We start from the raw sequence: 26,657 nt of genomic DNA on the forward strand, positions 1-26,657 counted from the left end.
GCTCAGCGCTTGACGGCCAGCACGCCGTCGAGCGCCAGTTCCGCCTTGAAACCAGCCTTTTCCAGGCGTTTGGCCACTTCACGCGGCACGTCGCGGCCGCTGGTCAGCTTGTTCGGCGCGCCGGTGTAATGGAACAGGCGACCGCCCTTGCGGATGACGCGGGCGAGGTGGTCGTAGAACACCTGCGAGTACAGCTCGCCGGCGATGCCGAAGCGCGGTGGGTCGTGCAGGATTGCGTCGACACTGTTGCTGGCCACCTGTTCGATCTGCTGCGAGACGTCACCGTGGCTGAACTGCAGGCGGCCACCGGCGGCAGCAGAGTCTGGATCCGGCGACCACGGGTTGAGCGTGCGCAGCCACATCACATCGGCGTTCTTCTCGAACGAACGGATCTGGCCGACACCGGCCTCCAGCGCGCAGGCGGCGAAGTAACCGAGGCCACCGCAGGTATCGAGGATGACCTTGCCGGCCGGGGCGACCAGCTCCACCTTGCGGCGCGCATCCTCGAACGGCGACAGCTTGGAGGTCGGCAGCATCTTGATGCCGTCGATCTCGAAGGTCGGTGCGCCCCATTCGGTCGGCACCAGCTTGATCAGCGAGCCGCTGTAGCGCGAGATCGGCGCGAAGTCCTCGCCATCCCAGTAGTACAGCGTGCGGTCCTTCAGCTTGCCCGGCCACGGGTAGGGCTGGCCCCGGAAGTGGAAGCTGTCCGCATCCAGCGCCACGCTGTCCTGGCTGCGGCCGAGGTCGAGCGAGCCCTGCCAGTCGGCGGCGCCCTTGTCATGGGCACGGCGCAGGGTGTCGGCGCTGTCGCGGGTCAGCAGGGGGCCGGTGTAATGGGGCACGGTGGGTACCGGGGCGGTTCGGGGGAGGGCATGGTACCGCAGCTGTTGCCGGGGCCACGCGTGGCTGCCGCAGTAGATCCACGCCCTGTGTGGATGCAGACGGGGAACAGCCGGGCGTGGGCGCGAGGCTACCGCTGGCTGGTGCAGCTATAGCCGTGCGCGGTCCCTTCCCCCGCGATCATGCCGACGCCACGCGACGGCTGCATGCCCTGCCGCGCGCACGATTGGCGATGGACCTCCTGGGTTTGCGGTGGCTGCCGATCGAAGTCGTAGCGCATGCGGCCGTCCTCCTGCAGCAGCCAATGCACGGTAACGCGCTCATGGCGACCATCACCGAGATCCCAGTCCAGGATGCGCATGATCAGGGTCTGGCCATCGGGCAGCTGCCGGACTTCGTCATAGGCCCCCTGAGACTGTATTGCACCGGCCATCAGCAGGAGGGACAGCATGTTCCAATATCCAAGACTGAATGTCATTTCGTCAGTCCTTTGCCAGTGAGTAGATGGCGTTGATGCATGGACGAGAGATGCCCTGCCTTTGGGCATGGGCATCTCCCTCTAGGAGCTATTGAGCGAAGATCGTCCCTCTATTGGTGGCACATTGCTTGGGGATGCAGGTCTCCATCATGGTGTTTGCAAACTTGGACTGCGAAAAATAGCAATTGACGCCAAACTGGGTTCTGCCTCTGAACGGCCCAGCGTAGTGGTCGATTTCCTGTGCAATACAGCGTCCATTGTCCACGCTGAGGGTTGAACGTCTCATGCCGCCAATAGAGCTCTCCCAACTCCCGCTCCCAATGGGAAAGATATTCTGACCAACGGGTACCCGACCACTTGGTGCAGTCGCCGTTGCCCAATCAATACTGTTCACAGGGTCGGCAGGGGGCGCGGGATCATCGCTGTAGCAAGACCAGCCGGTGGAGGGACCCGACAACGTCATGGTCCCGCTTGAGGGTGTCATTTCCATCGACTCGCAATAGGCTTGGTGATAGAGCTGAGTGGCTCTACTCTGGTCTTCATAGCGATAGCTGAGTCTCCCAAAATCATCTTGTTTCAGGCGCTGTGTCACGTCCACGATGCCGCCATTGAAGTCTGGCCAGCTGCTTGTCCTATCTACGCTGACACTTCCGTCTGGATTCGCGACTACGACATCTATGCTTAGGCGCTCGCTAGCGCCAATCGCGGTCGCGGGCAGAAAGGCCGCTATCAAAAAGGCGAATTGCTTCAACTTCATGTCTCAGCTCCTCTTTTGGGATGGAGAGCTGATGCTGAACTGAGTTCTGGTCGCCCGACGAGATACCTATCCAGTTATCGTTGTTTTGAAACTTTTCTTATGTTTCAGACTGTTAACCACGAAAGAAGCTGTAGCAAACGTCTGCTCAAATGCACTTCACCGCATACACCGGCCCAGCACCGATCAGCATCAACGCCATGTAGTCGCTGTCGCTGGCCTTGCCCTTCAGCGTCGCGCCCTTGTTGAAGTGGAAGATGCCGAAGCCGCCGGCCATGCGGATCAACGCGCTGTCGATCTGCTCGGCGTCATCGCGGAAGTAGCGGCTGATCTCGCTGCGGGTGGCCTTGTGCAGCGCATTGGGCTCGCGCTGCCACTGGTCGCCGCGGCTGAAGGAGACGAAGTACTGGCCGCCTTCCTTGTCGATGCGGAAGTCGGCCGGCTTGCGCGCGCCGGTGGCGAAGCAGCCCTGCAACGGGTCGGCGCTGAAAGGAAGCCCGGCGTCACCACTGCAGGCGGTGAGCAGGAGGAGGGCACCGGGCAGCAGCAGGCGGAGCGTGCGCATGGGATGTCCCTACAGGGCAGGTGCGGCTAGTGTAGGCGGCATGCGGGCGTGGCCCGTACAGAAATTCGGCAAGGACACAGGGGTTTTCGGATGGCGCAAGGCAAGGCACCGTGGTGCGGCGTGGCCAGTTGGCTGGGTATTGCAGTGGGGTGGGGGGCAGGCACCGTGGCGGCACAGGCGGCGGTCGCTGCGGGTGGCAATGGCATGGCCGCAGGGCTGGGCGTGGGCGTGCTGGGTGCGTCGCTGGTGGGTGGCGGCCTGGCCGTAGCCTCGCGCGTGCGCGGTGAGCGCTGGCCGTGGATCGGCATCGGCGGTGCAGTGCTGAGTGCGCTGCCGCTGCTGATGTACCTGCTGCGGATGATGCTGAAGCTCTGACTGTAGAGCCGAGCCCGTACTCGGCTGATGGCCTGCGACAGCCGAGCATGGCTCGGCTCTACAGATTCGACCGCAGTCGCGCAGGATCAGCTACGGTGGATCTCCACCGTTACGTGCACCAGCTCTTCATGGATCGCCAGCGCGTTGCGCACGGTATCGGCATCCAGCGTGGCGTCACTGGTGACTACGCTGGCGCTGACCGCGTACTTGCCGCGACCCACCTGCCAGACGTGCAGGTCGGCCAGGCGCGCCGGCCACGGGCCCTGTTCGATCACTTCGCGTACTTCGGCCACCACCGGCGCGTCCATCTGCGCGTCGAGCAGGATGCGGCCGCTGTCGCGCAGCAGGCCGATCGCCCACACCGTGACCAGCACGGCGCCGACCAGGCCCATCACCGGGTCCAGCCAGGTCAGGCCCAGCAGCTTGCCGCCGAGCAGGGCGATGATGGCCAGCACGGAGGTGGCGGCGTCGGCCAGCACGTGGACGTAGGCCGAGCGCAGGTTGAGGTCGTGACCGTGCGCATGGGTGTGATCGTGGTCGTGGCCGTGGTGGTGATGCGCGTGGCCCGGGCTGTGGTGCAGCCACCAGGCGCACAGCAGGTTCACGCCCAGCCCGACCGCAGCGATGGCGATGGCTTCGTTGTAGTGGATCGGCGCCGGTACCCACAGCCGCTCCAGCGATTGCACCGCCATCAGCGCGGCGACGCCAAGCAGGGCGATGGCGCTGGTATAGCCGGCCAGGATCTCGATCTTCCAGGTGCCGAAGGCGAAGCGCGGGTCGAGCGCGTAGCGGCGCGCGCAGCGGTAGGCGAACACTGCCAGGCCCAGCGCGAGTGCGTGCGAACTCATGTGCCAGCCGTCAGCGAGCACGGCCATGGAGTTGAACCACCAGCCGCCGACAATTTCCACCAGCATCATGCTGACGGTGAGCCACAGGGCGCGGCGGGTATTGCGTTCGGCCAGCGGGTTGCCGTCGTCGAAGCGGTGTTCGTGGCGACGGGCGGCGGCGAGGGCATCCAGGTGCATGGGAAGACCAGAGGGTGGAAGGATACCCCCATAGGGTATACGATGCGCCCATGGCCCATGTACACACGAATCGAAAGCAGCTGCTGACCCGGGTACGCCGGATCGGCGGCCAGGTGGCGGCGTTGGAGCAGGCGCTGGACAGGCCGGAAGGTGAGGTCGGCGACTGTGCGGACGTGCTGGTGCAGGTTGCTGCGGTGCGCGGCGCCGCCCACAGCCTGCTGATGGAGCTGCTGCACGAGCACCTGCAGGAACATGTGGTCGGCGCCGACGACCCGCAGCAGCGGGCGGCCGAGGCCGAAGTGCTGGTCGAACTGCTGCGCCGCTACGGCAAATAGCAAGGGTAGTGCCGGCCGTCCGCGGTGTTCATGGGGTTGCCGGCCAGCGGCCGGCACTACCCGTGCCGGTGCCGCGCGTTCCAGATATGCGTGGCGGCCAGCAGCAGGCTGCCGATGACCGTCATCGGTGTCTCCCAGTCGTGCGAGGGCAGCGCCAACGCGCCGGCCAGCAGCAGGCCGAGCCCCGCGCCGGCGGTGGCCCAGGCCAGCACCGGCAATGGATGGCGGCGCTCGGCACGCCACAGCGCGTAGCCGGTCAACGGCAGGGCGATGGCCACGAACAGCAGGTGGACCCATTCCGCTTCGGCCCAGCTGCCGAACAGCGGCAGAGCGGCGGCAAGCAGGGGCAGCGCCAGGCAGTGCAGCAGGCACAGGCTGGACAGGGCGACCGCGCCGGCATCGAGCAGGGCGGCAGACGGCGACTTCATCGGGGGACGTTCCTTGCGCAGATAGTGTTATACAGTAACATTTCCGCTCCGCAGCCAACCCGCTCCGACATGAACACTGTTTCCCGCGCCGACCGTCGCCTTCCGGTCACCGTGCTGTCCGGCTTCCTCGGGGCCGGCAAGACCACCCTGCTCAACCAGATCCTGCGCAACCGCGCCGGCCTGCGTGTGGCGGTCATCGTCAACGACATGAGCGAGGTCAACATCGACGCGCAGCTGGTGCGCGAGGGCGGCGCCGAACTGCGCCGCACCGAAGAGACGCTGGTGGAGTTCAGCAATGGCTGCATCTGCTGCACGCTGCGCGATGACCTGCTGCAGGAAGTGCGGCGCCTGGCCGACGCCGGTCGCTATGACTACCTGTTGATCGAGTCGACCGGCATCGGTGAGCCGATGCCGGTGGCGGCCACGTTCGCGGTGCGCGACGAGCAGGGCTTCAGCCTGAGTGACATCGCGCGCCTGGACACGATGGTGACGGTGGTGGATGGCAGCGCGTTTCTCGCCGACTTCGGCTCGACGTTGCGCCTGGCCGAGCGCGGCCAGCAGGCCGGGCCGGATGACGACCGCGGCGTGGTCGACCTGCTGTGCGAGCAGGTCGAGTTCGCCGACGTGATCGTGGTCAGCAAGGTCGACCAGGTGGATGACGAAGTGCTGCAGGACACGCTGGCCGTGCTGCGTGGCCTGAACCGCGACGCGAAGCTGCTGCTGTCCCGCTTCGGTGACGTGCCACTGGCCGAGCTGCTGGACACCGGCCGCTTCGACTACGAGCGTGCGCAACGTGCGCCGGGCTGGGTGAAGGAACTGCGTGGCGAGCATACGCCGGAGACCGAAGAGTACGGCATCGCCAGTTTCGTCTACCGCTCGCGGCGACCGTTCCATCCCGCGCGCTTCGCCCGCGCGCTGCAGTCGGGGATGCCCGGCGTGATCCGCAGCAAGGGCTGGTTCTGGCTGGCCAATCGCATGGACTGGGTGGGTGAGCTGAACACCGTGGGTGCCGCGACGCGAACGCAGGCGGCGGGGTTCTGGTACGCCGCGCGTGATCGCGTGCGGGCTGGGCTGGAGGACACCGCGCCACTGCTGCCGCCCACGCCGCTGCCGTACAGCGACCTGGGCTGGGCGCGGCAGCAGGCCGACTGCTGGAGCGCACCGTTGCCGGGTCTGGAAGACTTCCCGGATGCGGCCGCGTATTTGGCGATGCAGCGGCTGTGGCACCCGCTGTGGGGCGACCGCCGCCAGGAGCTGGTGGTGATTGGCGTGCACATGGATGAGCGCGCGGTGCGTGCGGAGCTGGACGCGTGCCTGCTCAACGACCAGGAACTGCGTGCGGGGCCGCTGCTGTGGCAACAGCTGCCGCAGGCGTTCCCGGTGTGGAAGCGGTGACGGTGCCCTGAGGATCCATGGGTTGCCGGCCAGCGGCCGGCACTACCCCTGGTCGATAGGCCATGCATGCATCCACGCATGGCCTAGCCTGTAGAGCCGAGCCGACGCTCGGCTGCTGCAGCAGATCCACGCATGGCGTGGATCTACAAGGCGTCACGCCACTGCCAACCCCCGGTGCCCACCTGCAGCACGTGGGTCGGCCGCAACGCCTGCAGCAGGTGCCGGTCGTGGCTGACCATCAGCAGCGCGCCCGGCCATGCCGCCAGCAGTTCTTCCAGTGCCTGCAACGCGCTCAGATCCAGCGCGTTGCCCGGCTCGTCCAGCAGCAACAGCTGCGGTGCGGGATCGGCATACAGCGCGCTGGCCAGCGCGCCTTTCACCCGTTCACCATCGCTGAGGCTGTGGGCTGCGCGCTGAATGCGCTGTGCGTCCAGCCCGAGCAGGGCCAGTCGTGTTCGCAGTTCGCTGGGGTCGGCACGCGGGTTGGCGGCCTGCACGGTGTCAAGGATGCTGCACTGGCCGGACAACCCCAGCAGCTGCTGGTCGAGCAGCGCCAGAGGTGCATGGCGCTGCACGATGCCGCTGCGTGCAGGCAGCTGGCCGGCCAGCACGCGCAGGAGCGTGGACTTGCCACTGCCGTTGTCACCGACCACGGCGATGCGCTGGCCGCGGCGGATCTCCAATTGCAACGGTGCACTGCAACCCTGTGGCAGCACCAGCGACTCCGCCTGCAGCAGACGTGCGTTGCCGCGTTCACCGTCACCGGCGAACAGCGCCAGCTCCGGCGCGGCGTGAACTGCCGAAGCCGCTGCGCGCAGCTGGTCGGCGCTGGCCTGCAGACGATCGGCCTGTACCTGTTGCGCGCGCCCGCGGCTGGCCTCTGCACGCTGTTTCTGCCGGCCAAGCAGGATCGGTGCCTGGTTGGCCTGCTTCGCATCGCGATTACCACGCGCCTGGCGCTGCTGCTGACGTTCCTGCTGCTCGCGCGCGCTGCGCTGTTGCTGCCGGTGCTGGGCGCGGGCGTGGTCGAGCTGTGCGGCGGCCGCTTCGCGTTCGGCGGACCGCGCGTCGGCGTAGTGCTGCCACGGGCCGCCATAGCGATGCAGCCCGCGCGCGTCGAGCTCGACGATCTGCTGCATCTGCGCCAGCAGCTCGCGATCATGGCTGATCACCAGCAGGGCGCCGCGCCACTGCTGCAACCGTTCGTACAACTGCTGGCGATGGCGGCCATCGAGGTGGTTGCTGGGCTCGTCCAGGATCAGCCAATCGGCGCCGCTGGCCCAGGCGCCGGACAGCGCCACCTGCATGGCCTGGCCGCCACTGAGACGCGCGGCGGGTTGGGCGGGATCGAGATCGTCGGGCAGGCGGAGCGCCTGCCATTGCTGCTGCAGGCGCTCGCGCAGATCCCAATGGTCGCCGACGCAGGCGAAGTCGGCCTCATCCACGCTGCCGGCTTCGATGCGTTGCAGCGCGGCCAGTTCCGCGCCGACGCCGGCCAGTTCACCGACCGTGCCGGCGGGTGGATAGCCGGGCGTCGGCAACAGGAACACGCGGCCGCTGCTGCGCACCTGCCCGTTCTCTGGTCGCACCCGACCGGCCAGCAGGCGTGCGAGCACGCTCTTGCCGGTGCCATTGGCACCGACCAGGCCTGTGGCGACCGGATCGAAGGAGAACGACAGATCGGAAAACAGCGGGCGGCCGTCGGCCAGCCGATACGACACGCGATCGAGCGTGAGGGAATGTGTGGTCATGCGACCTCCATGGATGCCGGGTTCTCCCCTGCGCGCAGGGGCGGGAAGAGTCAGGCCGTCTTTTGGGAAGACGGCGGCATCAATGGCGCATTGGTCGCGAGCCTCTGGGAGGAATGAGCGGGCAGTATAGCGGCAGTGGCTGAATGGTCAGGTGTGCGGCCGCCGGGCATGGCCCGGCGCTACCGATGGTCGGGTGGTTCTGTAGAGCCGAGCCGATGCTCGGCTTCCTTTCGCCGCGAGACGCATCCATGCATGGCGTGGATCTACGGCACGGTGTCCAGGCGGGCGCCGACGAAGTCGATGAACACCCGCAGCTTCGGCAATACGTGTCGGCCCGACGGCCACAGCAGGTGGAAGGTGCCGCAGGAGTGCACATGATCCTCCAGCACGGTGACCAGGCGGCCGCCGGCCAGCGCATCGCGCACCGAGTGCACCGGCACGAAGGCCAGGCCGGTATCGCGCAGCGCCAGCGCCACCCGCGCCTCGATGGTGTTGGCCACCATGTGCACCGGCAGCTCCTGCGGTGTTTCGTGGTCGGGCCAGTGGATCGGCCACGGCTCCAGCTTGCCGGTGCTGGGGAAGCGATAGTGCAGCAACGTGTGCTGCAGCAGGTCGGCCGGCGTGCGTGGAACGCCGCGACGCTGCAGGTAGCCCGGCGAGGCGACGACACGCCGCGGGAACACCCCCAGCCGGCGCGCGTTCATCCGCGAGTCGCTGGGTTCGCCAACGCGCAGCACCGCATCGAAACCTTCCTCGATGACATCGACCAGCCGGTCGCTGAAATCCAGGTCGAGGCGGATGTCCGGATACGCGGCCATGAATTCGGCCATCAACGGCAGGGTGAGGTCGCCTACCAGTGGCAGGCTGATCCGCAGCGTGCCGCTCGGTGCAGCGTGCGGTTGCGCCAGTTCGGTGCGCGCGGCATCGCGTTCGTCGAGGATGCGCCGGCAGCGCACCAGGAACAGCTGGCCCTCGGCGGTGAGGGTGATGCTGCGCGTGCTGCGGTGGAACAGGCGCACGCCCAGTGCGTGCTCCAGCCGCGCAACGCATTTGCCTGCGGCCGATGCCGAGATGCCCTGCAGGCGCCCGGTCTCGACGAAGCTGCGGGTGTCGGCGGCGTGGACGAAGGTCTGCAGGTTGGCGAGGTTGTCCAGGACTGACATGGGCGTACCGGCGATGAAAACGGCAGGGTAGGGGCGGGTGATCGCGGCACGCGGCGCGGCCGTCGCAACACTGTGGTGCGGGGCCTCGGGCAGCCCTTGCGGCGTTCCAGTTCCGGGCATCATGCCGATTGCGGACTGCACGGTCCATGATGCCCGGAGCGGCAACCGGCTTTTTGCGCCGCGTCGTGCTGCCTAACGTGGCGGGCCTCTCCCCACGGATCACCGCGATGAATGCCGCTCTTTCCCTTGAACCTGCACCGACGCTGCCTTCGGTGCAGCGGCTGCTGCAGCAGGTCCACCCGCTGCGCCTGGTCGGTGCGGTGGTGCTGGTGCGCGAGCACGGCGTGCTGCGCCATGCCAGCGCGACCGGGCTGGCCGATCGCGAGTCGGCCAGGCCGATGCAGCGCGATCAGCTGTTCCGGCTGGCATCGGTCAGCAAGCCGTTGCTGGCCACGGTGATCCTGCGCCTGGTGGCCGAAGGCGTGCTCGACCTCGACACACCGGTACAGCGCTGGCTGCCGGACTTCCGCCCGGCGCTGGCCGATGGCCGCACGCCGCCGATCAGCCTGCGCCAGCTGCTCAGCCACAGCAGCGGGCTGGGCTATCGCTTCCTGGAGGCTGATGCGGTGGGGCCCTACGCGCGCGCTGGGGTCAGCGATGGCATGGACGCCAACCCGCTTTCCCTGGCCGAGAACGTACGCCGGATCGCGCAGGCGCCACTGCTGTTCGAGCCGGGCAGCCAGTGGCTTTACTCGTTGGGCGTGGACGTGGCCGGTGCGGTGGCCGAAGCCGCGACCGGTGAAACGCTGCAGGCGCTGTTCCAGCGTCTGCTGGCTGCCCCCTTGGGCCTGCGCGACACCGCGTTCGCCACGCGCGATGCAGAGCGGCTGGCCACGCCGTATGTGAGCGACACGCCGCAGCCGCATCGCCTGCAGGAAGGCGAGACGGTCGCGCCGTTCGAGGGCACGGTCGGCATCGAGTACAGCCTTGCGCGTGCCACCGACGCCAGCCGGTTCGCTTCGGCCGGCGCCGGCCTGGTCGGTACCGCCGATGAGGTGATGGCGGTGCTCGAGGCCTTGCGCGACGTACAGCGCTCTGGCCTGTTGCCACTCGCGCTGGCGGAGGAGATGGCCACCGGGCAGGTGGGCGAACAGGGGCCGCCGGAACCGGCCGGCTGGGGCTTCGGGCTGGGCTTTGCGGTACTGCGCGACGCCGCCGCCAGCGGCACGCCACAGCGCGAAGGCACCTGGCGCTGGGGCGGTGCCTACGGGCACAGCTGGTTCGTCGACCCGTCGCGTGGGCTGAGCGTGGTGGCGCTGACCAACACCCTGTACGAAGGGATGGATGGCGTATTCGTCGATGACCTGCGCGATGCGATTTATGCCGACCTGGGGGCAACGCGATGAGCGGCCATGCCATCGATGCCGCCAGTCCGCCCGGCGAGGCCACGCGCCTGCCGTGGGCGGGCCTGCTTGCCTTGGCCGGTGGCGGCTTCATCACCCTGTTGACCGAGACCCTCCCGGCGGGTGTGCTGCGGCCGATGGGCGAAAGCCTGGGCGTGAGTGATGCGGCGGTCGGCCAGCTGGTGAGCGTGTATGCGCTGGGTTCGGTGATGGCTGCACTGCCGATGACCGCGCTGACCCAGCGCCTGCCACGGCGTCCGCTGCTGCTGGCGGCCATCGCTGGCTTCGTGGTGGTCAATACGCTGACGGCGTTGAGCAGCAGTTACGCGCTGATCCTGGCTGCGCGCTTCCTGGCCGGCGTGAGCGGTGGCCTGCTGTGGTCGCTGGTGGCCGGTTATGCCGCGCGCATGGTGGTGCCGTCGCTGCAGGGACGGGCCATCGCGGTCGCGATGGTCGGTTCGCCGCTGGCGCTGTCGCTGGGGGTGCCGGCAGGGACGCTGCTGGGCCAGCAGATCGGCTGGCGCTGGGCGTTCGCGCTGATGAGCGTGCTGGGTCTGCTGCTGCTGGCCTACGCGCGCTGGGCGTTGCCTGCGCTGCCGGCCGCTGAGGCCGGGCAACGCACTTCGCTGGCGACCGTGTGGCGCCTGCCCGGTGTACGCAGTGCGCTGCTGGTGATGGCGCTGTACGTGCTGGCGCACAACGTGCTGTACACCTATATCGAGCCGCTGGCGGTCGACGCGGGTGCCGGTGCTTGGCTGGACCGGCTGCTGCTGGCGTTCGGCATGGCGGCGATTGCCGGCATCGTGATTGCCGGCTGGGGCGTGGATCGCCACCTGCATGCGCTGGTGTGGGCGGCGGTGATCGGCTTCATCGTGCCGGTGCTGGCTTTGCTGGTGTGGCCTGGCGTGGCGAGCGCACTGCTGCTGGCGACGATCCTGTGGGGCGTGGCGTTCGGCGCCGTGCCGACCCTGTTCCAGACCGCCTTGGCACGGCGCGCTGGGGCCGCTGCGGACCTGGCGCAGTCGATGCTGGTGACCGGCTGGAACCTGGCCATTGCGGCCGGCGGCGTGGCAGGCGGCGTGCTGCTGCAGGCCAGCGGCCCACGCCAGCTGGGATGGCTGCCGTTGCTGCTGCTGGCGGTGACCGCCGCGTGGCTGCTGGCACGGCCGAAGGCCTGGGCGTAGGCGCAGGCCAAACGTTGGAGGTGCCGGCCAGCGGCCGGCACTGCCGTGGTCCACGCCATTCACGCATGGCGTGGATCTACCGAGCGCAGCGACCCGCGTTTGCCTTTGCTTTCGCTTTCTTCCGTTGATTCCGTGGCGGAACGCCGCCGCAATGTGCCCCTGGCCGGGTGGGTGGGTTGGGCAGGAGGCCCAACCCCGGTCTTGCCCACCCGCCCCACCTGATGGATCCACCGGGCGCGATCCGCCACGAGGGGCTCCGCCGTTCGCCGTCCTATTCCACTCCCTCACGCTCGATCGGCACGCTGCGCGGGTTCTGCATGTGTTCGCGTGCAGCGCCGTACTGCTGCTGCCGCTTCTGATGGAAGGCGACGAACTCATCGCGCGGCAGTGGCCGCGAGAACAGCCAGCCCTGTCCGAATTCCACATGCCGGCTGTGCAGGTAGGCCAGCTGCGCTTCGGTTTCCACGCCCTCGGCCACCACCCACAGGCCCAGCTCCTTGGCCATGTCGATGATGTGCGGCGTGACCGGGCTGGTGGCGCTTTCGGTACCGATCGCATCGATGAATGATTTGTCGATCTTCAGCGCATCCAGTGGCAGCTGCTGCAGGTATTGCAGGCTGGAGAAGCCGACCCCGAAATCATCGATGGCCACGCTGTGGCCGGCGCGGCGGGCGGCGGCGAGCATGGTGCGCGCGCGGTCCAGATCGAGGAAGCCACGTTCGGTGGCCTCCATCCAGATCTGCTGCGGCAGGATGCCGCTGCCGGCCATGTGCCGGGAGATCATCTTCAGGGCGCGACCGCTGCTGATGTCTTCGGCGGCGAGGTTGATCGCGATGTGCGCGCTGCGGTCGGCGACCAGCAGCATGTCGCGCACCACGTTCTCGATCACCAGGTCGGTGACGTCGGCGATCATGCCGGCCTCTTCGGCCAGCGGAATGAACAGGTCAGGGCGCACCTGGGTGCCATCCGGGCGTTGCCAGCGCACCAGCGCCTCGGCGCCGACGCAGATGCCGGTGTCCAGTTCGATGATCGGCTGGTAATGCAGGTACAGCTCGCGGCGGCGGATGGCGGTAGCCAGTTCGCCGCGCAGGGAGAGGCGACGCCGCGACAGCCAGATCACCAGCCCGGCGCCGGCGGCGGCCAGCAGCAGGCCCACCGGCACGTACAGCCAGGCTTGTTGGCGGAAGGCCGCGGCAAGCGCGGTGCGCGGTGTAGTGGCGACGGCCAGCCATTCCTCGTTGCGCGCGGTAGCGAACAGCGTGGTGTGGTCCAGGCCTTCGCCCGGGTCGCGCAGCAGTGCCTGCAGCAGGTCCGGATCCAGGCCGGGCTGTTTGGCCAGCAGGCGTCCATCGGGGCTGGCCAGTGCCAGCCGCACATTCGGGTCGGCGATGACATCGACGAAGCGGCGTGGGTCCACCAGAGCGTCGTAGGACCCATACAGGATCGCCAGCACCTGGCGTCGCCCGCTGATTTCCGGGCGCACGTCCACTGCGATGCCGGCGCCGTCGCTGGTGACGTGGTCCGGCCTGGGCTGATCCACATCCGACAGGAACGGCCCCCAGGAGGTGCAGCGCAGCTTGCCTCCTTCGAAGTAGCCCATCTGGTCAATCGATGGGGTGGTCATCACCAGGGTCTGCATGCGCCGGATGTGCTCGGGGCTGCAGGACACGTAGGCACCGGCTTCGGCGGATTTCAGCGCCGCCAGCGCCTCCTGGTAGGACAGGTCGGAGCGGCGCAGGGTGCGATCGGCGATGTCGCGCAGGCGCTGCTGTTCGACGCTGACCGCGCGGTCCCAGGTGGCGTAGGCCATGACCGCGATCGGCACCGCAGCGGCCAGCAGGGCCAGTGCGGTACCGCCGATGATGACGCGCAGGCGGCTCATGGCCGGGGCTCCAGCGGGGCGGGCGGGGCAGGGCGCATGGTCGGGCCGGTCCTTGGGCAGATGCGGCTATCTCAGCATGGCACCGGGCCGGGCGGAATGGGATCAATACGGTATTCGGTCACATTGTGGTGAAAGCGGCCTGCTTTGACGCAATGGGGCCGTCTGGCGCTGGCGCTCGGCGCCGCGGAGGACTACCGTCGAACGCTTCGCCCGCCCCTTCCCGCGCCCATGACCGAGCCCGCCACGCCCCCCGAGCACCTGCGCCGCAGCCTGTCCAACCGCCACCTGCAACTGATCGCCATCGGCGGTGCCATCGGCACCGGTCTGTTCATGGGCTCGGGCAAGACCATCAGCCTGGCTGGCCCGTCCATCGTCTTCGTCTACCTGATCATCGGCGCGATGCTGTTCTTCGTGATGCGCGCGATGGGCGAGCTGCTGCTGTCCAACCTGCAGTACAAATCCTTCATCGACTTCTCCACCGACCTGCTCGGCCCGTGGGCCGGGTTTTTCTGTGGATGGACGTACTGGTTCTGCTGGATCGTCACCGCCATTGCCGACGTGATCGCGATTGCCGCCTACGCACAGTTCTGGTTCCCGGGGCTTGAAGCCTGGAAACCGGCGCTGGCCTGCGTCATGCTGCTGCTGGCGTTGAACCTGGTGACGGTGAAGCTGTTCGGTGAAATGGAATTCTGGTTCGCGCTGATCAAGATCGTGGCGATCTGTGCGCTGATCATCACCGGCGCCGGTCTGGTGGCGTGGGGCTTCACCTCGCCCAGCGGCCACACCGCGTCGCTGTCGAACCTGTGGAATGACGGCGGCATGTTCCCGATGGGCCTGGTCGGCTTCTTCGCCGGGTTCCAGATTGCGGTGTTCGCCTTCGTCGGCATCGAGCTGGTCGGCACCACCGCCGCCGAAACCGCCGACCCCGAGCGCAACCTGCCCAAGGCAATCAACTCGATCCCGGTGCGCATCATCATCTTCTATGTGCTGGCGCTGATCGCGATCATGGCGGTCACCCCGTGGCGCCAGGTGGTGCCGGACAAGAGCCCGTTCGTGCAGCTGTTCGTGCTGGCCGGCATTCCCGCCGCCGCCAGCCTGATCAATTTCGTGGTGCTGACCTCGGCCACGTCCTCGGCCAACAGTGGCATCTTCTCCACCAGCCGCATGCTGTACGGCCTGGCCGAAGAGGGCCACGCTCCGCGCGGGCTGTCGAAATGTCGCGCGCTGCGGTGCCGGCCCGTGGCCTGCTGTTCTCGTGCCTGTGCCTGCTGGGCGGCACGCTGCTGATCTACCTGATTCCCAACCTGGTAACCGCCTTCACCCTGGTGACGACGCTGGCCACGGTGCTGTTCATCTTCGTCTGGTCGCTGATCCTGGTGGCCTACATGGCCTATCGCCGTCGCTACCCGGAGCGCCACGCTGCCTCGATCTTCAAGATGCCCGGCGGCGTTGCCATGTGCTGGGCCTGCCTGGTGTTCTTCGCCGCCGTGCTGGTGCTGCTGAGCCTGCAGGGCGACACCCGCCAGGCGCTGATCGCCAGCCCGGTGTGGTTCGTGCTGCTGGGCGCGGGGTATTGGGTGCGCCGGAAGGCCGCGAAGTGATCCAACGTCTCCGTTCCATCGATTGATCCATCGTCTCCAGAGAGTTTCATCCACGCATGGCGTGGATCTACCGCCAGCTGCTGGGAACTGTCGAAGGCGGGGTGGGTCCGGTTGTGGGGGCGTGAGCCGCATGGATGCGGCGACCGAGCTTACATGGACGTACTTGCAGCGTCCCCCACAGCCGGACCCACCCCGCCATCCTTCAGCCAACTGCTGTTGCTCTTGATCTGGCCTCTGCAGGTGCAGGGCGCAGCCCTGCCGCCCCCCGTTCACCCAACATTCGCGGGCGCGGCCGGATCATCCGGCCGCCATGTCCCATCGACCTCTCCTGCTTGCACTGGTGCTGCTGCCCACCCTGTGGCCCGGGATGGCTGCCGCGCGCACGGTCTATCGCTGCGTGCAGGGCAACACCGTCAGCCTGGCCACCGCACCGGAGCCGGGATCGCGGTGCACGCCGAAGGAGATCGACGACAACGCCATCCAGGCCCCGAACCTGTGGGGCAACATGGGCGTGTTCAGTGGTGTGCTGTACGAGCGCGAGCAGGACGGCGTGCTGGTCTATTCCACCCGCAACCTGCCCGGCTCGCGGGTATTCCTGAAGTTCACCGTGGCCACGCCGCCGGGCGAGCCGGCGCATGAGGGCCTGGGCAAGGTCGGCAAGCCGCAGCTCGCGCAGCACGCCAGGCAGTTCAAGGCCGCGGCCAAAGCTACCGGCGTCGACGATGCCTGGCTGCGTGCGATCGCCCATGCCGAAAGCAATTTCGATCCGCTAGCGGTCTCGACCAAGGGCGCACAGGGCGTGATGCAGTTGATGCCGGAGACCGCACAGGAATACGGCGTGCGCGATCCGTTCTCGCCACAGCAGTCGATCGAGGGCGGCGCGCGCTACATGCGCGCGCTGCTGCGCCGTTACAACGGCGATCGCCCGTTGGCGGCGGCTGCCTACAACGCGGGCATCGGTGCGGTCACCCGCTACAAGGGCGTGCCGCCCTACGCCGAAACCCTGGCCTATGTGGACAAGGTGATGGCGCTGTACGCGCGCTACCGCGAAGCGATGGGCATCCGCACCGAAGTGCCAGCCCGCTAGCGGACGGTGCTGCCTGCACGTGGCGTTGTAGAGCCGAGCCGATGCTCGGCTGCGCCAATTGCAGCCGAGCATCGGCTCGGCTCTACACAAAAGCCGCTCAGCGCGAGGTGGAAGTGCTGACCAGGTCGTAGCGCTCGATGCGGCCGACGCGTGCCACTTCGGCCTGCACGTCGGCACGCTGCTTGAGTGCACGCCACGCGGCATCGATGCGCACATCGCCCGGCAATGACGGATAGGTGCGCATGTCCTGCAGGCTGGCCAGGGTTTCACCGCGTTCAACCGGCGAGCGCAGCTGTTCGATCAGCACAGCGGCGGCACCGTCCAGGTCGCCTTCTTCCAGCAGCATTTCGCGGTGGAACAGGCGGGCATCGTCGCGCTGGGCCAGGATCACCGCGCGTGCTGCATCGCGCGCCTTGGCATCACCGCGCTCGCGGGCCGCGGCGAACTGCAGCAGCGCCTGTGCGGCCTTGCCGTAACCGGCGAGGCCCGGCATGTCATTCACTGCCTGCGCAGCGTCCTGCATACGTCCCAGCGAACTGAACACGAAGCCGACATTCATCTGGTGCTCGACACCATCCGGGCCGAGCGCGCCGATGCGGGCGGCCTGCTTCGCCGTGGCCAGTGCCTCATCGGTGCGGCCCAGCCGGCGCAGTGCGGTGAGCCGGCTGTTGAGCAGCCAGGCCACCCATTCCGCTTCTGTGGCGGCAGGCGATTCGCCGTTGCTGGCGGCAGCGGCCATGCCCTCGGTCAACGACAGCACTTCCTCGTTGCGGTCCAGCATCAGCAAGGTGGTGCTGAACTCGGCCATGCGCGCGTCCAGTGCGCGGTCGAGCAGGCCGGAAACACGTAGTTCATCGAGGTGGCGCTGTGCCGCCTGCACTGGATCGAAACGCGCATCACCGCGATCGACATAGCGATCGAAGCGCTTGTCGCTGCGCAGGCGGATGATCTCGGCCGGGCTGTCGATGCGCGCCAGCGTGGCCGGAATGCTGGCGCCACGGCCGTTGTCGGCCTGCAGCGTGGCCAGCGCCAGCCACAGCCCGGTGGGTTCCAGGCCGCCACTCTTCCAGCCGTTGTCAAACAGCGCCTGCAGCAGGTCCATGCGCTTCTGCGGCTGGTCACGCAGGCGGTACTGCAGGTAGTTGACCGCGTGGTGATCGATCGGCAGGGGCGCGTCGGCGTGCTGCAGTGCCTTCACCAGCAAGGTGGTGGCTGCGGCCGGCTGGTTGTCCGACAGTTCCACCGACACCAGGGTGAGCAGGATCTGTGCATCCTCCGGCAGGGCCTCCTGCGCCCGCTGCAGGTAGCGGCGGGCCTGATCCGGCTTCTTCTGCATCAGAGCGGTCCAGCCGGCGACCTGCGAGGCGCGGCCGCGACGCTCGGCATCGAAGTCGTCCAGCAAAGGATCCTCCATCAGCCGCTCCATGCTGATCAGTGCACCCAGCGTGTTGCCGCCGCGTGCCTGCTGGATGGCTTCATCCCAGCGCGTGGCGTACGCCGCGTGTAGTGCATCGGCGGTGGCCGATGGCTTCTGCGGGGCCACCGTGATCGAAGCGGAGGCGGGTGCACTGGCCAATGCGGCCAGCAGCAGTGCGGTGAGGGGGAGAGCGCGGGGCATGGAGAATCTCCATCCGTGGGAACCGCATTGAACCTGCTACGGCCAGCGAGGACAAGCACGACGAAGCGAATCTGGCCTTCAGCCGCATGATCGGCCGTGGCGGATCGCACGCGCAGCGTCTATTGTCGGTGCCTCTTCAAGCGGCAGGCAGAGGCAGCGCAACACGATGGCACGGTGGCAATGGATGGCGGCAGGGGTGGCGTTGGCAACGGCGGTGGGCTTGGCTGCAACCTGGTGGGACCCCCCGCTGAAAACGCTGGCCGGCCCTGCCGGCCCGGTGCCCACGCCACTGGCCTGGACCGCGCAGATCGAGCCGCTGGCCGGCGATGGTCACCCCGGCGACCGCGACGGTACGTCCGCGCAGGCGCGCTTCGCCGACCCGTATGCACTGCTGCGCGGCACCGATGGCAGTGTCTATTTCACCGATGCCGGTGACAACAACCGGATCCGCCGCCGCCTGCCCGATGGCCGCGTTGAAACCGTGGCCGGGCAGGGTGAGGGCCGTGTCGATGGTCCTGCGCTGCAGGCCAGCTTCAATACGCCCTCGGGCATTGCCGGCGATGCGCAGGGCAACCTGTACGTGGCCGACACCGGCAACCATGCGATCCGCCGCATCGGCACCGATGGCCAGGTGACCACGCTGGCCGGTGGCGAACAGGGCCACGCCGACGGCCCGGCCACGCAGGCCCGCTTCGATGCACCGATGGGCGTTGCGGTGGACGCGCAGGGCCAGGTCTACGTGGCGGACACGTTCAATGACCGCATCCGGGTGATCGGTACCGATGGCAGTGTGCGCACCCTGGCTGGTGGTGATCGGCCAGGCTTTGCCGATGGCGTGGGCGCCGCTGCGCGTTTCGATACGCCGGTGGCGCTGGCCTTCGACGCGCAGGGTGCGTTGCTGGTGGCCGATCTGTTCAACAACGCCGTGCGCCGGGTGGGGGCCGATGGCACGGTCAGCACCGTGGTCGCCGCCGGTGGCGTGATCAATGGGCCGCTGTCGCTGGCCACCACCCACGACGGCGTGCTGTACGTGGGTGATCTGGATGGCCGCATCGTGCAGGTGACGCCGCAGGGCCACCAGATCGCGCTGGTCGGCAATGGTCGCCTGCCGCGCCTGGCCCGCCCCAGTGGATTGGCGATGGATGCCGATGGCAGCGTGCTGGTGGCCGACGCCGCAGGCTACCGCCTGCATCGCCTGCGCCCGCTGCCGGTGGGCGAACTGCCGGCACCGGCACTGGTCGGCCCGGCCGCTGATGCCGCGCTGCCGAAGACGGGGGGCCGTTGGCCGCTCGCACCGCAGGACGGCTGGCACGAAGTGGTCGGCACCCTGGGCGAAGTGCGCGGCAACTTCAGCGGTGAGAGCCGCCACCACCTGCATGGCGGCTTCGACGTGCGCGGTGATGTGGGCCAGACCGTGCTGGCGATTGCCGATGGCAAGATCAGCAGCCCGGTGGCGGCCTGGAACCTGGGCGAGCAGGCCGAGGGCCTTGCGGTGGACCGCCTCAAGTACATCCACATGCGCGTCGGCCGCACCCCGCGCGACGTGCCGTTCGACGCGCGCTGGCAGGCGCTGTACGACGAGCAGGGCAAGCTGCAGCGGATGCGCGTGCGCCGTGGCATGCGCATCCACGTGGGTGACCGCCTGGGCAGCATCAACAACCAGGCGCACGTGCACCTGGCGGTGGGCACCGGGGGGTTCGAGACCAATGCGGTGGCGCTTGGCTTCCATAACTACGCCGATCACTTCGCACCGCGCATCACTGATGTAGCACTGCTGGACGACAACGACCAGCCGATGGCCGCAGGCAGCGGTGGCGTGGTGATGGTTGCGCGGCAGGGGCGTGGCGTGCAGATCGTGGTGGAGGCCTGGGACCAGGTCGACAACAATCTGCCACGCCGCCGCCTGGGCATGTACCAGGTGGGTTACCAGATCCTCGATGCTACGGGACAACCGCTGCAGGGCTACGAGCAGCCGCGCTGGAACATCGTGTTCAACCGCATGCCGCCGCAGCGGGAAGCAGTGCGCGTGGCCTACGCACCGGACAGCGGCATCACCGTGCATGGCAGCGCGGTGACCCGGTTCCGCTACTTGGCCACCAACACCGTGCGTGATGGCCTGATGGAAACCGGACGCTGGCAGCCGGCGGCGTTGCCGCCGGGCGAGTACGTCGTGCGCGCCAGCGTGCGCGACTACAGCGGCAACGAAGGCGTCGGCCCGCGCGAGATCAGGGTACGGCTGCTGCCATAGCCGCAGCCGGGGCGCCGCAGCGTTCGCGCTCGGCGTCCATGTCTTCCAGCGGCCGCACTTCGATGCTGCCGAAGCGCGCCCACGGGAAATCGCGGGCGATGCGCATGGCTTCGTCGCGGTCGCGGGCGACGATCAGGTTGAAGCCGGCCAGCAGTTCGCGGGTCTCGGCGAAGGGGCCATCCAGTACGCGGCTGTGGCCATCACGCACGCGCAGGGTCTGCGCGGTGTCGACCGGCTGCAGTTTCTGTGCGGCCAGCAGGGTGCCTTCGGCCTGCAGCTTGTCGGCGTGGGCCAGGCAGTCGCGCATCAGCGCGTTGAATTCTTCGGTGGGCAGGGCCTGCAGCAGGGCAGGCTCGATGTAGATCAGAAGCAGGTACTGCTGCATGGCATGGTCCTGGCGGGGGCGGGGGTCCATGATCGCGCAGGATTGCGCACGGGCATGTTGCAGCGCAGAAGCGCGCCTTCGGCGGGGATCGGCGAACGGCGGAGCCCCTCCGTGGTGGAGTGGGGTTGGTCGCTGAAAGCGGGTTTCCTGAGGGTGGGCCGAGCGGGTGGGATTGGCGGGGACGCCGTGAATCCGTCCCTGGAGGCTTAGCCGCGCCATCCATGGCGCGGATACCCCGCCAACCCCACCCGCCCGGCCCCAGACAGATTCCGGCGGCCGATCCACCACGGGAAATCAACAACAAGAGCAAAAGCGGGTCGCTTCGCTCGCAAAGCCGAGCCCGCCAGCCAACCGCCATTGCTGTTGCTGTTGCCTTTTCTCTTGATCTTCCCGTGGTGGGTACCGGAGGCTGGAAACTGTCCAGGGCCGGGCCAAACCCATGAACCGAGCTTTCAGCGACCAACCCACCCCACCACGGAGGGGCTCCGCCGTTCGCCGACTCCCGCCGAAGGCGTGCTTTCCGCGGAAGAAAAAAAATTCCAACAGACGTGTCGATTCCCAGTCCCCTGGTTCGTTGTACCCAGTGAAGGGCACGCACCACGCGTCCCACGGGAGACCAAAATGAAAGTGATGGTGATCGTGAAGGCCAACGCCGACTCCGAAGCCGGCCGCATGCCCAGCGAACAGGAACTGTCCGAAATGGGCGCCTTCAACGAACAACTGGTGGCCGCCGGCATCATGCTGGCCGGTGAAGGCCTGCACGCCACCCAGCGCGGCCGTCGCATTCATTTCGGCGCTGGGGCACCCAGGGTCGAGGCCGGTCCGTTCGGTCCTGCCAGCGAACAGATCGCCGGCTTCTGGCTGTGGGAGGTGCGGTCGCTGGACGAGGCCGTTGAATGGGCCAGCCGTGCGCCGTTCGGCGAGGGCGGCACGCTGGAACTGCGTCCCCTGATCTCCGCAGAAGACTTTGGTGAAGCCTTCACCCCCGAATTACAGCAGCAGGAACAGCGTCTGCGTGCACAGCTGGAAGGCTGACCCGATTCCTCTCCCAACCGGGCACGCCCCGGCACTACCACCCTGAACCGCACAACGGAGTATTGCCATGAGACTGATTCCCTTCCTCGGCTTCAGCGGCCAGGCCCACGAGGCAATGGCGTTCTATGCCAAGGCACTCGGTGGCCAGGTCACCTCGGAAATGAAGTACCGCGACATGCCGCCCTCCGATGGCTCGCCGGGCTGCAACGAAATGCCGCCGGAAACCCTCGACCACGTCGCGCACAGCCAGCTCGAGATCGGCAACGCCATCCTGATGGCAGCCGACGGCCCCGGCGGTGGCGAGGGAGGCTCGACCACCATCAATGTCGATGTCGACAGCATCGAAGAAGCCGAACGCGTGTTCGCCGCGCTGGCCGAAGGTGGCCAGGTACAGATGCCGATCGGCGAAACGTTCTGGGCACATCGCTGGGGCATGCTGATCGACCGTTACGGCAAGCCGTGGATGGTCAACTGCATGAAGCAGCCCTGATCCCGCCTCTGTCATCCACAAGGAGCTTCAACGATGAGTGCACCACAACCGCAGATGATCTTCGTCAACCTGCCCGTGCAGGACCTGGAGAAGTCCAAGGCGTTCTTCACCGCGCTGGGCTACAGCTTCAATCCGACCTACACCAACGACGACGCGGCCGGCATGGTCATCAGCGAAAGCATCTACGTGATGCTGCTGACCCAGCCCTTTTTCCAGCAGTTCACCAACAAGCCGATTGCCGACGCGCACACCCACACCGAAGTGATCAACGCACTCTCGGCACCCAGTCGCAAGGCCGTTGACGAGTTGGTGGACAAGGCCCTGGCCGCCGGCGCCAGCGAACCGCAGCCGGCGCGCGACTACGGCTTCATGTACCAGCGTGGCTTCCAGGACCTGGACGGCCATCTCTGGGAGATCGCACACATGGATGGCGAGCCGGGCTGACGGCCGCCGCAGGAGAATCCGTATGGCTTACGTGGACGCTTACGTGCTGCCGTGCCCGCAGGACAAGGTGGCGGCCTACCGCCGCCTTGCCCGCAAGGCCGGCGCGGTGTGGAAGGACCATGGCGCGCTGCAGTACATGGAATGCGTGGCCGACGATGTGGAACCGGGCAAGAGCACCTCGTTCCCGCGCGCGGTCAAGGCGAAACCGGGCGAGACGGTGATCGTCGCCTTCGTGGTGTTCCGCTCGCGCGCGGCACGCGACCGCATCAACGCAAAGGTGATGGCCGACCCGCGACTGGCGTCGCTGGGCCCGAAGGACATGCCGTTCGATACGAAGCGCATGTTCTGGGGCGGCTTCAAGCCGATTGTTGAAGCGTGAGCTGCGGCGCTTGTGCGGGCCGGGCGTGCGTGCTGTGATCGGCGCATGCTCGAGCCCGCACTGACGCAGCGTCTGGAAACCCTCTGGCGGATGGAGTCGCCAGTGCTGATCGCGCGCCTGGCGCGGCTGCTCGGTGGCGATGTCGGCCGTGCCGAGGAACTGGCCCAGGACACCTGGCTGGCCGCGCTGGAGCGTTGGCCGGAGCAGGGCATCCCGGACAACCCCGGAGCCTGGCTGATGACCACCGCGCGCAACCGTGCCATCGATGTGCTGCGCCAGCACCAGCGCGTGGCTCAGCAGCACGCGCAATGGGGCGAGGAACTGCATCCGGCGGCGCTGCCGGCACCCGATGACAGCCAGGCGTTGGAGGACGACCTGGGCGATGACCTGCTGCGGCTGATGTTCGTGGCCTGCCATCCCGTGCTGCCGGCCGATGCGCGCGTGGCGCTCACCCTGCGCCTGCTCGGTGGCCTGACCACCGTGGAGATCGCGCGCGCGTTCCTGCAGCCGGAACCGACCATCGCCCAGCGCATCGTGCGCGCCAAGCGCACCCTGACGCAGAAGCAGGTGCCCTATGAAGTGCCGCGCGCGGAGGCGATGCCGGAGCGCCTGGCCTCGGTGCTGGAGGCGATCTACCTGGTGTTCAACGAAGGCTATGCGGCCAGCGCCGGCGACGACTGGATGCGCCCGGCGCTGTGCGAGGAAGCGCTGCGGCTGGCCCGCATCCTGGCCCATCGGTTGCCGGTGCCGCCGGTACTGGGCCTGCTGGCGCTGATGGAGCTGCACGCCTCGCGCGCAGCGGCGCGGGTGGACGCGCAGGGCGTGCCGGTGCTGCTGGACCAGCAGAACCGCGCACGCTGGGATTGGCTGCAGATCGAACGTGGGCAGCAGGTGCTGGCGCGTGCGCTGGCCGCGGGTGGTGGCGACGATCCCTACGTGCTGCAGGCGCGCATTGCGGCCTGCCATGCAGCGGCGCGCCGCCCCGAGGATACCGATTGGCCGCGCATTGCTGCGCTCTATGCACAGCTTCTGCAGGTGCAGCCTTCGCCAGTGGTGGCATTGAACCGGGTGGTGGCGATCCTGCGCAGCGACGGTCCCTTTGCCGCCTGGGCGCAGCTGCAGCCCTTGCTGGTCGACGCGCGCCTGCGTGACTACGCGCCGCTGCAGGTGGTGCGTGGCGAGCTGTTGCAGGCACTGGGGCGCGAGCAGGATGCGCGTGACGCTTTTGGCGAGGCGGCTCGGCTCAGCCAGAACCAGGCCGAGCGCGGACTGTTGCGGCAACGGGCGGGCCTGCCCCCCACGGACTGAGCCGACAAGGACAGCACTTGTCGCCGCGCGCCTTAGCGGCTATGTTTCGCGCCCAGCGGACGCATCAGCGCCCGCGTTCCGTGCGTATTGACCGAGGAGCGGTTGGATGTATTCAAGGACGAAGAGCGCATCGCGCGCTTTTGCGCGCCTGCTTGCCTGTGCCCTGTGCCTGGCCGTATGGCCGATGGCCGTGCAGGCCGCGGACAAATCGCAGCAGGCCTATTGGGCCGGTTTTGCCTATACCGCTGATGCTGCCGCCGTGCAGGCGACCACCCCGCATGCGCATGCGGTGCTGGAACGGCGTGGCCTGGTCCCGCTGAACCAGACGCTGGCGCAGTCGCTCAAGCGCCGCGCACCGGCCCACCTGGAGCTGATCGACCAGCCGGTGGCGATGCTCGACGGCACCACCAGCGCCACCGTGCTGGCCGCCGCGCTGGACCGCGAACTGGTCTCGGTCGAGCCGATCGGTGACCAGTACAAAGTGCTGGTGGAAGTGGCGCTGCAGGCGTTGTTCTTCGACTTCCGCGAGCGCCAGGTGATCGCGTCCTATCCGCTCACGCTGCAGCGCATCGACGTGCAGGATTACCGACCGGACAACGACGATATCGACGCGATCGTCGCCGATCTGCTGTATGGCGGGGCCGATACCAGCCTGTCGCAGGTGCTGGCGGCCAGCCTTGCCCAGGCCAGGTTGCCCGACGCGGCGGTGCGCCGTCTGCAGGTCGGTGGTGTAACGCTGTCCGACGCGGTGCGCGCCAAGCTGCCCGACCCGAAGTGGGAAGCGCCGCTGCGCGCCACCCTGGCCCATGAACTGTCCAAGACGCTGTCGTCCAACACCGGCGTCGGGCTGCTGCCGCCGGCCTCGGGCCAGGCGATCGGTGGCGCGATGGCTGCCCGCTTTGCCGACGGCAAGGTCTACCAGCTGAAGATTCCCGAGCCCGACTACGTCATCAACCTGCAGGTCGATGCGCTGAAGAACGGCGTGATCCAGGAAACCCCGGCGATGAAGACGATGCTGTTCGGCGCCTTCTTCACCGCCAGGGTGACTGAGCCGTTCTCGGGGAAGGTCTATTTCGAACAGCCGCTGCGCAAGGGCGCCACCAAGGTGGTGCCGGCCACGCAGTGGCAGGTCGACCAGTGGTCGGCCAGCTACGAAACCCTGCTGGCCGGGCTCGACGCCTTCGCCGGCGCCGCCGCCAAGCGTGCCGATTCGCGCGCCTGGCTGGACGAACAGAAGCCGGGCGGCCGCCCGTTGCAACAGCAGACCCAAGCCCTCCAGGAGTTGATCAAGTCATGTCGTTGATGCGTACCATCCTGCTCATCCTCATCGCGCTGGTGGTGGCCTCGCCGGTCGCTGCACAGACCGCGAGTTCGCGCGGCACCGGCTCGGCCAGCTACGGCCTGCGCCTGAGTGCCGATACCCGTGCCCAGGCCCTGAACAAGGCCAAGGTCAATGCCCTGGAGGCGTACATCGCCGAAACCGGTGCGGCCAAGCTGCGCCTGTTCGAAGCGCGTCGCGCCGAGTTCATCGGCGAGATCGACCGCTACGTGCTCAGTGCCGTGCCGCTGTCGGACACCGAAGACAAGAAGGCCAAGACCTACACCGTCACCGTCCGTGCCGAGATCAACACCACCCTGCTGCAGACCAAGCTGGATGCGGGTTCGGCCGTGGCCGGTGCCACCGCCGCGCAGCGCTCGCTGCTGACCTTCCTGTTCATGGCGCGCTCGCAGGACACCGTGCAGTCGTTCCAGGACAAGGAATACCGCCGCGTCGACGCCAGCAGCAGCTACAGCGAGAACACCCGTGAGGGTGACAGCTTCCGCGGCAACTCGGTCAGCACCAACGGCAGCATCAACCAGAATGGTTCGGTGTCGGTCACCAGCGGCGGCAGCACCACCGCGCGCGCCGACAACATCACCTGGAAGGTGGCCAACGCCGCCGAGGTCAACACCGCGATGACCGGGGCCTTCAGCGCCGCCGGCTACGAAGTGGTTGAAGCCGAATACGTGGAAGGCGAGTCGCGTGGCCTGCTCAGCATCGAGCGCATCCGCAAGGACTTCAGCACCGGCAACGACCTGGCCCCGGCCACCCTGCGCGACACCGCCAACGGCATCCGTGCGGCCAACATTCCGTACATCGCCGTCGGCACCCTCGACATCGGCATGCGCGACCGTGATCCGGCCAGTGGCAACACCCGCGTGTTCGTCACCGTCACCGGCAAGGTGCTGGATGTGACCGGTCGTTTCCCGCGCACCGTGTCGTCGGTCGGCCCGGTGCAGTTCTCCGGTACCGGCCCGAATGAAACCGTGGCCCGTACCAATGCCCTGCAGCTGGCTGCCGAAAAGGCCGCCCAGCAGATGATCAACGAACTGAACGTCAAGGCGGTCCGCTGATCCGCCACCCCGGTGGGTACCGAGCGCGCTCGGCATCCACCGGGGTTACCGATTCCCCACGTGCCGCACCGCGGCCGTCTCTCCCAA

25 protein-coding genes and 1 pseudogene are annotated in these 26,657 nt (G+C 67.8%); 15 read left to right on the plus strand and 11 right to left on the minus strand.

Annotation, left to right across the window (positions count from 1 at the left end; translation table 11 throughout):
• Positions 1-2: 2 nt before the first annotated feature.
• The 4 genes from AB839_RS05495 to AB839_RS05510 all read right to left on the minus strand — a co-directional run bounded on the left by AB839_RS05495 (position 3) and on the right by AB839_RS05510 (position 2,640).
• Positions 3-845, minus strand: a complete 843-nt coding sequence (locus AB839_RS05495; RefSeq protein ID WP_061478597.1) for an MnmC family methyltransferase — start codon at positions 843-845, stop codon at positions 3-5.
• Between the two features lie 128 nt (positions 846-973).
• Positions 974-1,294: a hypothetical protein gene (locus AB839_RS05500; protein ID WP_061478598.1), complete on the minus strand. Its 321-nt coding sequence runs from the start codon at positions 1,292-1,294 to the stop codon at positions 974-976.
• A gap of 115 nt (positions 1,295-1,409) precedes the next feature.
• Positions 1,410-2,078 carry a hypothetical protein gene (locus AB839_RS21435; RefSeq protein WP_134969151.1) on the minus strand — a complete coding sequence of 223 codons (669 nt, stop codon included), beginning with the start codon at positions 2,076-2,078 and terminating at the stop codon, positions 1,410-1,412.
• Between the two features lie 145 nt (positions 2,079-2,223).
• Positions 2,224-2,640, minus strand: a complete 417-nt coding sequence (locus AB839_RS05510) for a hypothetical protein (protein WP_061478600.1) — start codon at positions 2,638-2,640, stop codon at positions 2,224-2,226.
• Positions 2,641-2,730: 90 nt separating this feature from the next.
• On the opposite strand from AB839_RS05510, the gene AB839_RS05515 reads away from it, so the two are divergent.
• Positions 2,731-3,015 carry a hypothetical protein gene (locus AB839_RS05515; protein ID WP_061478601.1) on the plus strand — a complete coding sequence of 95 codons (285 nt, stop codon included), beginning with the start codon at positions 2,731-2,733 and terminating at the stop codon, positions 3,013-3,015.
• An 86-nt stretch (positions 3,016-3,101) separates the two neighbouring features.
• On the opposite strand, the gene dmeF is transcribed toward AB839_RS05515, so the two are convergent.
• Positions 3,102-4,040 (minus strand): CDF family Co(II)/Ni(II) efflux transporter DmeF, encoded by a 939-nt coding sequence (gene dmeF, locus AB839_RS05520; RefSeq protein WP_061478602.1) that lies wholly within the window; start codon positions 4,038-4,040, stop codon positions 3,102-3,104.
• Between the two features lie 50 nt (positions 4,041-4,090).
• Here dmeF and AB839_RS05525 point away from each other — a divergent pair, with 50 nt between their 5' ends.
• Positions 4,091-4,375 carry a metal-sensing transcriptional repressor gene (locus tag AB839_RS05525; RefSeq protein ID WP_061478603.1) on the plus strand — a complete coding sequence of 95 codons (285 nt, stop codon included), beginning with the start codon at positions 4,091-4,093 and terminating at the stop codon, positions 4,373-4,375.
• A gap of 56 nt (positions 4,376-4,431) precedes the next feature.
• On the opposite strand, the gene AB839_RS05530 is transcribed toward AB839_RS05525, so the two are convergent.
• Complete coding sequence (locus tag AB839_RS05530; RefSeq protein WP_061478604.1) at positions 4,432-4,803, minus strand: MerC domain-containing protein; 372 nt, start codon at positions 4,801-4,803, stop codon at positions 4,432-4,434.
• 69 nt (positions 4,804-4,872) lie between these two features.
• Between AB839_RS05530 and AB839_RS05535 the strand changes: the two genes are divergently transcribed.
• Positions 4,873-6,198, plus strand: a complete 1,326-nt coding sequence (locus AB839_RS05535) for a GTP-binding protein (RefSeq protein WP_061478605.1) — start codon at positions 4,873-4,875, stop codon at positions 6,196-6,198.
• A 143-nt stretch (positions 6,199-6,341) separates the two neighbouring features.
• Here the strand turns inward: AB839_RS05535 and AB839_RS05540 are convergent, their stop codons facing one another.
• Both AB839_RS05540 and AB839_RS05545 read right to left on the minus strand, forming a co-directional pair.
• Positions 6,342-7,949 (minus strand): ATP-binding cassette domain-containing protein, encoded by a 1,608-nt coding sequence (locus AB839_RS05540; RefSeq protein WP_061478606.1) that lies wholly within the window; start codon positions 7,947-7,949, stop codon positions 6,342-6,344.
• A 263-nt stretch (positions 7,950-8,212) separates the two neighbouring features.
• Positions 8,213-9,112 (minus strand): LysR family transcriptional regulator, encoded by a 900-nt coding sequence (locus AB839_RS05545; RefSeq protein ID WP_061478607.1) that lies wholly within the window; start codon positions 9,110-9,112, stop codon positions 8,213-8,215.
• Positions 9,113-9,339: 227 nt separating this feature from the next.
• Between AB839_RS05545 and AB839_RS05550 the strand changes: the two genes are divergently transcribed.
• Both AB839_RS05550 and AB839_RS05555 read left to right on the plus strand, forming a co-directional pair.
• Positions 9,340-10,518, plus strand: a complete 1,179-nt coding sequence (locus AB839_RS05550) for a serine hydrolase domain-containing protein (RefSeq protein ID WP_061478608.1) — start codon at positions 9,340-9,342, stop codon at positions 10,516-10,518.
• Positions 10,515-11,699 carry an MFS transporter gene (locus AB839_RS05555; RefSeq protein ID WP_061478609.1) on the plus strand — a complete coding sequence of 395 codons (1,185 nt, stop codon included), beginning with the start codon at positions 10,515-10,517 and terminating at the stop codon, positions 11,697-11,699. Before AB839_RS05550 ends, AB839_RS05555 begins: the two co-directional genes overlap by 4 nt.
• Before the next feature lie 271 nt (positions 11,700-11,970).
• On the opposite strand, the gene AB839_RS05560 is transcribed toward AB839_RS05555, so the two are convergent.
• Positions 11,971-13,581 (minus strand): EAL domain-containing protein, encoded by a 1,611-nt coding sequence (locus AB839_RS05560; protein ID WP_061478610.1) that lies wholly within the window; start codon positions 13,579-13,581, stop codon positions 11,971-11,973.
• A 228-nt stretch (positions 13,582-13,809) separates the two neighbouring features.
• Between AB839_RS05560 and cycA the strand changes: the two are divergent.
• Positions 13,810-15,182 (plus strand): annotated as a pseudogene (gene cycA, locus AB839_RS05565) (D-serine/D-alanine/glycine transporter).
• A 310-nt stretch (positions 15,183-15,492) separates the two neighbouring features.
• The gene (locus AB839_RS05570) at positions 15,493-16,269 is read left to right on the plus strand and encodes a lytic transglycosylase domain-containing protein (protein ID WP_061478611.1); all 777 of its coding nucleotides are present in this window, start codon (positions 15,493-15,495) and stop codon (positions 16,267-16,269) included.
• Between the two features lie 97 nt (positions 16,270-16,366).
• On the opposite strand, the gene AB839_RS05575 is transcribed toward AB839_RS05570, so the two are convergent.
• Positions 16,367-17,887 (minus strand): tetratricopeptide repeat protein, encoded by a 1,521-nt coding sequence (locus AB839_RS05575; protein ID WP_061478612.1) that lies wholly within the window; start codon positions 17,885-17,887, stop codon positions 16,367-16,369.
• A gap of 166 nt (positions 17,888-18,053) precedes the next feature.
• Here AB839_RS05575 and AB839_RS05580 point away from each other — a divergent pair, with 166 nt between their 5' ends.
• Positions 18,054-20,135, plus strand: coding sequence for a gluconolaconase (locus AB839_RS05580; protein ID WP_061478613.1), 2,082 nt, complete (start codon positions 18,054-18,056; stop codon positions 20,133-20,135).
• Here the strand turns inward: AB839_RS05580 and AB839_RS05585 are convergent.
• Positions 20,113-20,520 (minus strand): YciI family protein, encoded by a 408-nt coding sequence (locus AB839_RS05585; RefSeq protein ID WP_004153945.1) that lies wholly within the window; start codon positions 20,518-20,520, stop codon positions 20,113-20,115. The genes AB839_RS05580 and AB839_RS05585 overlap by 23 nt on opposite strands.
• 621 nt (positions 20,521-21,141) lie before the next feature.
• On the opposite strand from AB839_RS05585, the gene AB839_RS05590 reads away from it, so the two are divergent.
• From AB839_RS05590 to AB839_RS05620, 7 genes are all read left to right on the plus strand, one after another.
• Positions 21,142-21,555 carry a YciI family protein gene (locus AB839_RS05590; RefSeq protein ID WP_061478614.1) on the plus strand — a complete coding sequence of 138 codons (414 nt, stop codon included), beginning with the start codon at positions 21,142-21,144 and terminating at the stop codon, positions 21,553-21,555.
• 67 nt (positions 21,556-21,622) lie between these two features.
• Entirely contained in the window at positions 21,623-22,045 is a 423-nt protein-coding gene (locus AB839_RS05595) for a VOC family protein (RefSeq protein ID WP_061478615.1), read from the plus strand.
• A 33-nt stretch (positions 22,046-22,078) separates the two neighbouring features.
• Positions 22,079-22,489, plus strand: a complete 411-nt coding sequence (locus tag AB839_RS05600) for a VOC family protein (protein ID WP_005415091.1) — start codon at positions 22,079-22,081, stop codon at positions 22,487-22,489.
• A 22-nt stretch (positions 22,490-22,511) separates the two neighbouring features.
• On the plus strand, positions 22,512-22,868 hold the full coding sequence (locus tag AB839_RS05605; RefSeq protein WP_032128771.1) for a DUF1428 domain-containing protein: 357 nt from the start codon (positions 22,512-22,514) through the stop codon (positions 22,866-22,868).
• 45 nt (positions 22,869-22,913) lie between these two features.
• Entirely contained in the window at positions 22,914-24,176 is a 1,263-nt protein-coding gene (locus AB839_RS05610; protein ID WP_061478616.1) for a sigma-70 family RNA polymerase sigma factor, read from the plus strand.
• A gap of 106 nt (positions 24,177-24,282) precedes the next feature.
• Entirely contained in the window at positions 24,283-25,479 is a 1,197-nt protein-coding gene (locus AB839_RS05615) for a hypothetical protein (protein WP_061478617.1), read from the plus strand.
• Positions 25,470-26,570: a hypothetical protein gene (locus tag AB839_RS05620; protein ID WP_061478618.1), complete on the plus strand. Its 1,101-nt coding sequence runs from the start codon at positions 25,470-25,472 to the stop codon at positions 26,568-26,570. The genes AB839_RS05615 and AB839_RS05620 overlap by 10 nt, the downstream gene beginning before the upstream one ends.
• The last annotated feature ends 87 nt before the right edge of the window (positions 26,571-26,657 follow it).

The sequence above is a fragment of the Stenotrophomonas sp. DDT-1 genome, from assembly GCF_001580555.1.
In the GTDB taxonomy this organism is placed as follows: domain Bacteria; phylum Pseudomonadota; class Gammaproteobacteria; order Xanthomonadales; family Xanthomonadaceae; genus Stenotrophomonas; species Stenotrophomonas sepilia.

Excerpts from the sequence above, each read along its gene's own strand:
- AB839_RS05500 (WP_061478598.1), bottom strand. The coding sequence starts at position 1,294 with ATGCTGTCCCTCCTGCTGATGGCCGGTGCAATACAGTCTCAGGGGGCC.
- AB839_RS05555 (WP_061478609.1), top strand. The coding sequence starts at position 10,515 with ATGAGCGGCCATGCCATCGATGCCGCCAGTCCGCCCGGCGAGGCCACG.
- AB839_RS05620 (WP_061478618.1), top strand. The coding sequence starts at position 25,470 with ATGTCGTTGATGCGTACCATCCTGCTCATCCTCATCGCGCTGGTGGTG.
- AB839_RS05575 (WP_061478612.1), bottom strand. The coding sequence starts at position 17,887 with ATGCCCCGCGCTCTCCCCCTCACCGCACTGCTGCTGGCCGCATTGGCC.
- AB839_RS05545 (WP_061478607.1), bottom strand. The coding sequence starts at position 9,112 with ATGTCAGTCCTGGACAACCTCGCCAACCTGCAGACCTTCGTCCACGCC.
- AB839_RS05585 (WP_004153945.1), bottom strand. The coding sequence starts at position 20,520 with ATGCAGCAGTACCTGCTTCTGATCTACATCGAGCCTGCCCTGCTGCAG.
- AB839_RS05600 (WP_005415091.1), top strand. The coding sequence starts at position 22,079 with ATGAGTGCACCACAACCGCAGATGATCTTCGTCAACCTGCCCGTGCAG.
- AB839_RS05530 (WP_061478604.1), bottom strand. The coding sequence starts at position 4,803 with ATGAAGTCGCCGTCTGCCGCCCTGCTCGATGCCGGCGCGGTCGCCCTG.
- AB839_RS05525 (WP_061478603.1), top strand. The coding sequence starts at position 4,091 with ATGGCCCATGTACACACGAATCGAAAGCAGCTGCTGACCCGGGTACGC.
- AB839_RS05535 (WP_061478605.1), top strand. The coding sequence starts at position 4,873 with ATGAACACTGTTTCCCGCGCCGACCGTCGCCTTCCGGTCACCGTGCTG.
- AB839_RS21435 (WP_134969151.1), bottom strand. The coding sequence starts at position 2,078 with ATGAAGTTGAAGCAATTCGCCTTTTTGATAGCGGCCTTTCTGCCCGCG.
- AB839_RS05605 (WP_032128771.1), top strand. The coding sequence starts at position 22,512 with ATGGCTTACGTGGACGCTTACGTGCTGCCGTGCCCGCAGGACAAGGTG.
- dmeF (WP_061478602.1), bottom strand. The coding sequence starts at position 4,040 with ATGCACCTGGATGCCCTCGCCGCCGCCCGTCGCCACGAACACCGCTTC.
- AB839_RS05515 (WP_061478601.1), top strand. The coding sequence starts at position 2,731 with ATGGCGCAAGGCAAGGCACCGTGGTGCGGCGTGGCCAGTTGGCTGGGT.
- AB839_RS05595 (WP_061478615.1), top strand. The coding sequence starts at position 21,623 with ATGAGACTGATTCCCTTCCTCGGCTTCAGCGGCCAGGCCCACGAGGCA.
- AB839_RS05580 (WP_061478613.1), top strand. The coding sequence starts at position 18,054 with ATGGCACGGTGGCAATGGATGGCGGCAGGGGTGGCGTTGGCAACGGCG.
- AB839_RS05560 (WP_061478610.1), bottom strand. The coding sequence starts at position 13,581 with ATGAGCCGCCTGCGCGTCATCATCGGCGGTACCGCACTGGCCCTGCTG.
- AB839_RS05610 (WP_061478616.1), top strand. The coding sequence starts at position 22,914 with ATGCTCGAGCCCGCACTGACGCAGCGTCTGGAAACCCTCTGGCGGATG.
- AB839_RS05550 (WP_061478608.1), top strand. The coding sequence starts at position 9,340 with ATGAATGCCGCTCTTTCCCTTGAACCTGCACCGACGCTGCCTTCGGTG.
- AB839_RS05540 (WP_061478606.1), bottom strand. The coding sequence starts at position 7,949 with ATGACCACACATTCCCTCACGCTCGATCGCGTGTCGTATCGGCTGGCC.
- AB839_RS05510 (WP_061478600.1), bottom strand. The coding sequence starts at position 2,640 with ATGCGCACGCTCCGCCTGCTGCTGCCCGGTGCCCTCCTCCTGCTCACC.
- AB839_RS05615 (WP_061478617.1), top strand. The coding sequence starts at position 24,283 with ATGTATTCAAGGACGAAGAGCGCATCGCGCGCTTTTGCGCGCCTGCTT.
- AB839_RS05590 (WP_061478614.1), top strand. The coding sequence starts at position 21,142 with ATGAAAGTGATGGTGATCGTGAAGGCCAACGCCGACTCCGAAGCCGGC.
- AB839_RS05570 (WP_061478611.1), top strand. The coding sequence starts at position 15,493 with ATGTCCCATCGACCTCTCCTGCTTGCACTGGTGCTGCTGCCCACCCTG.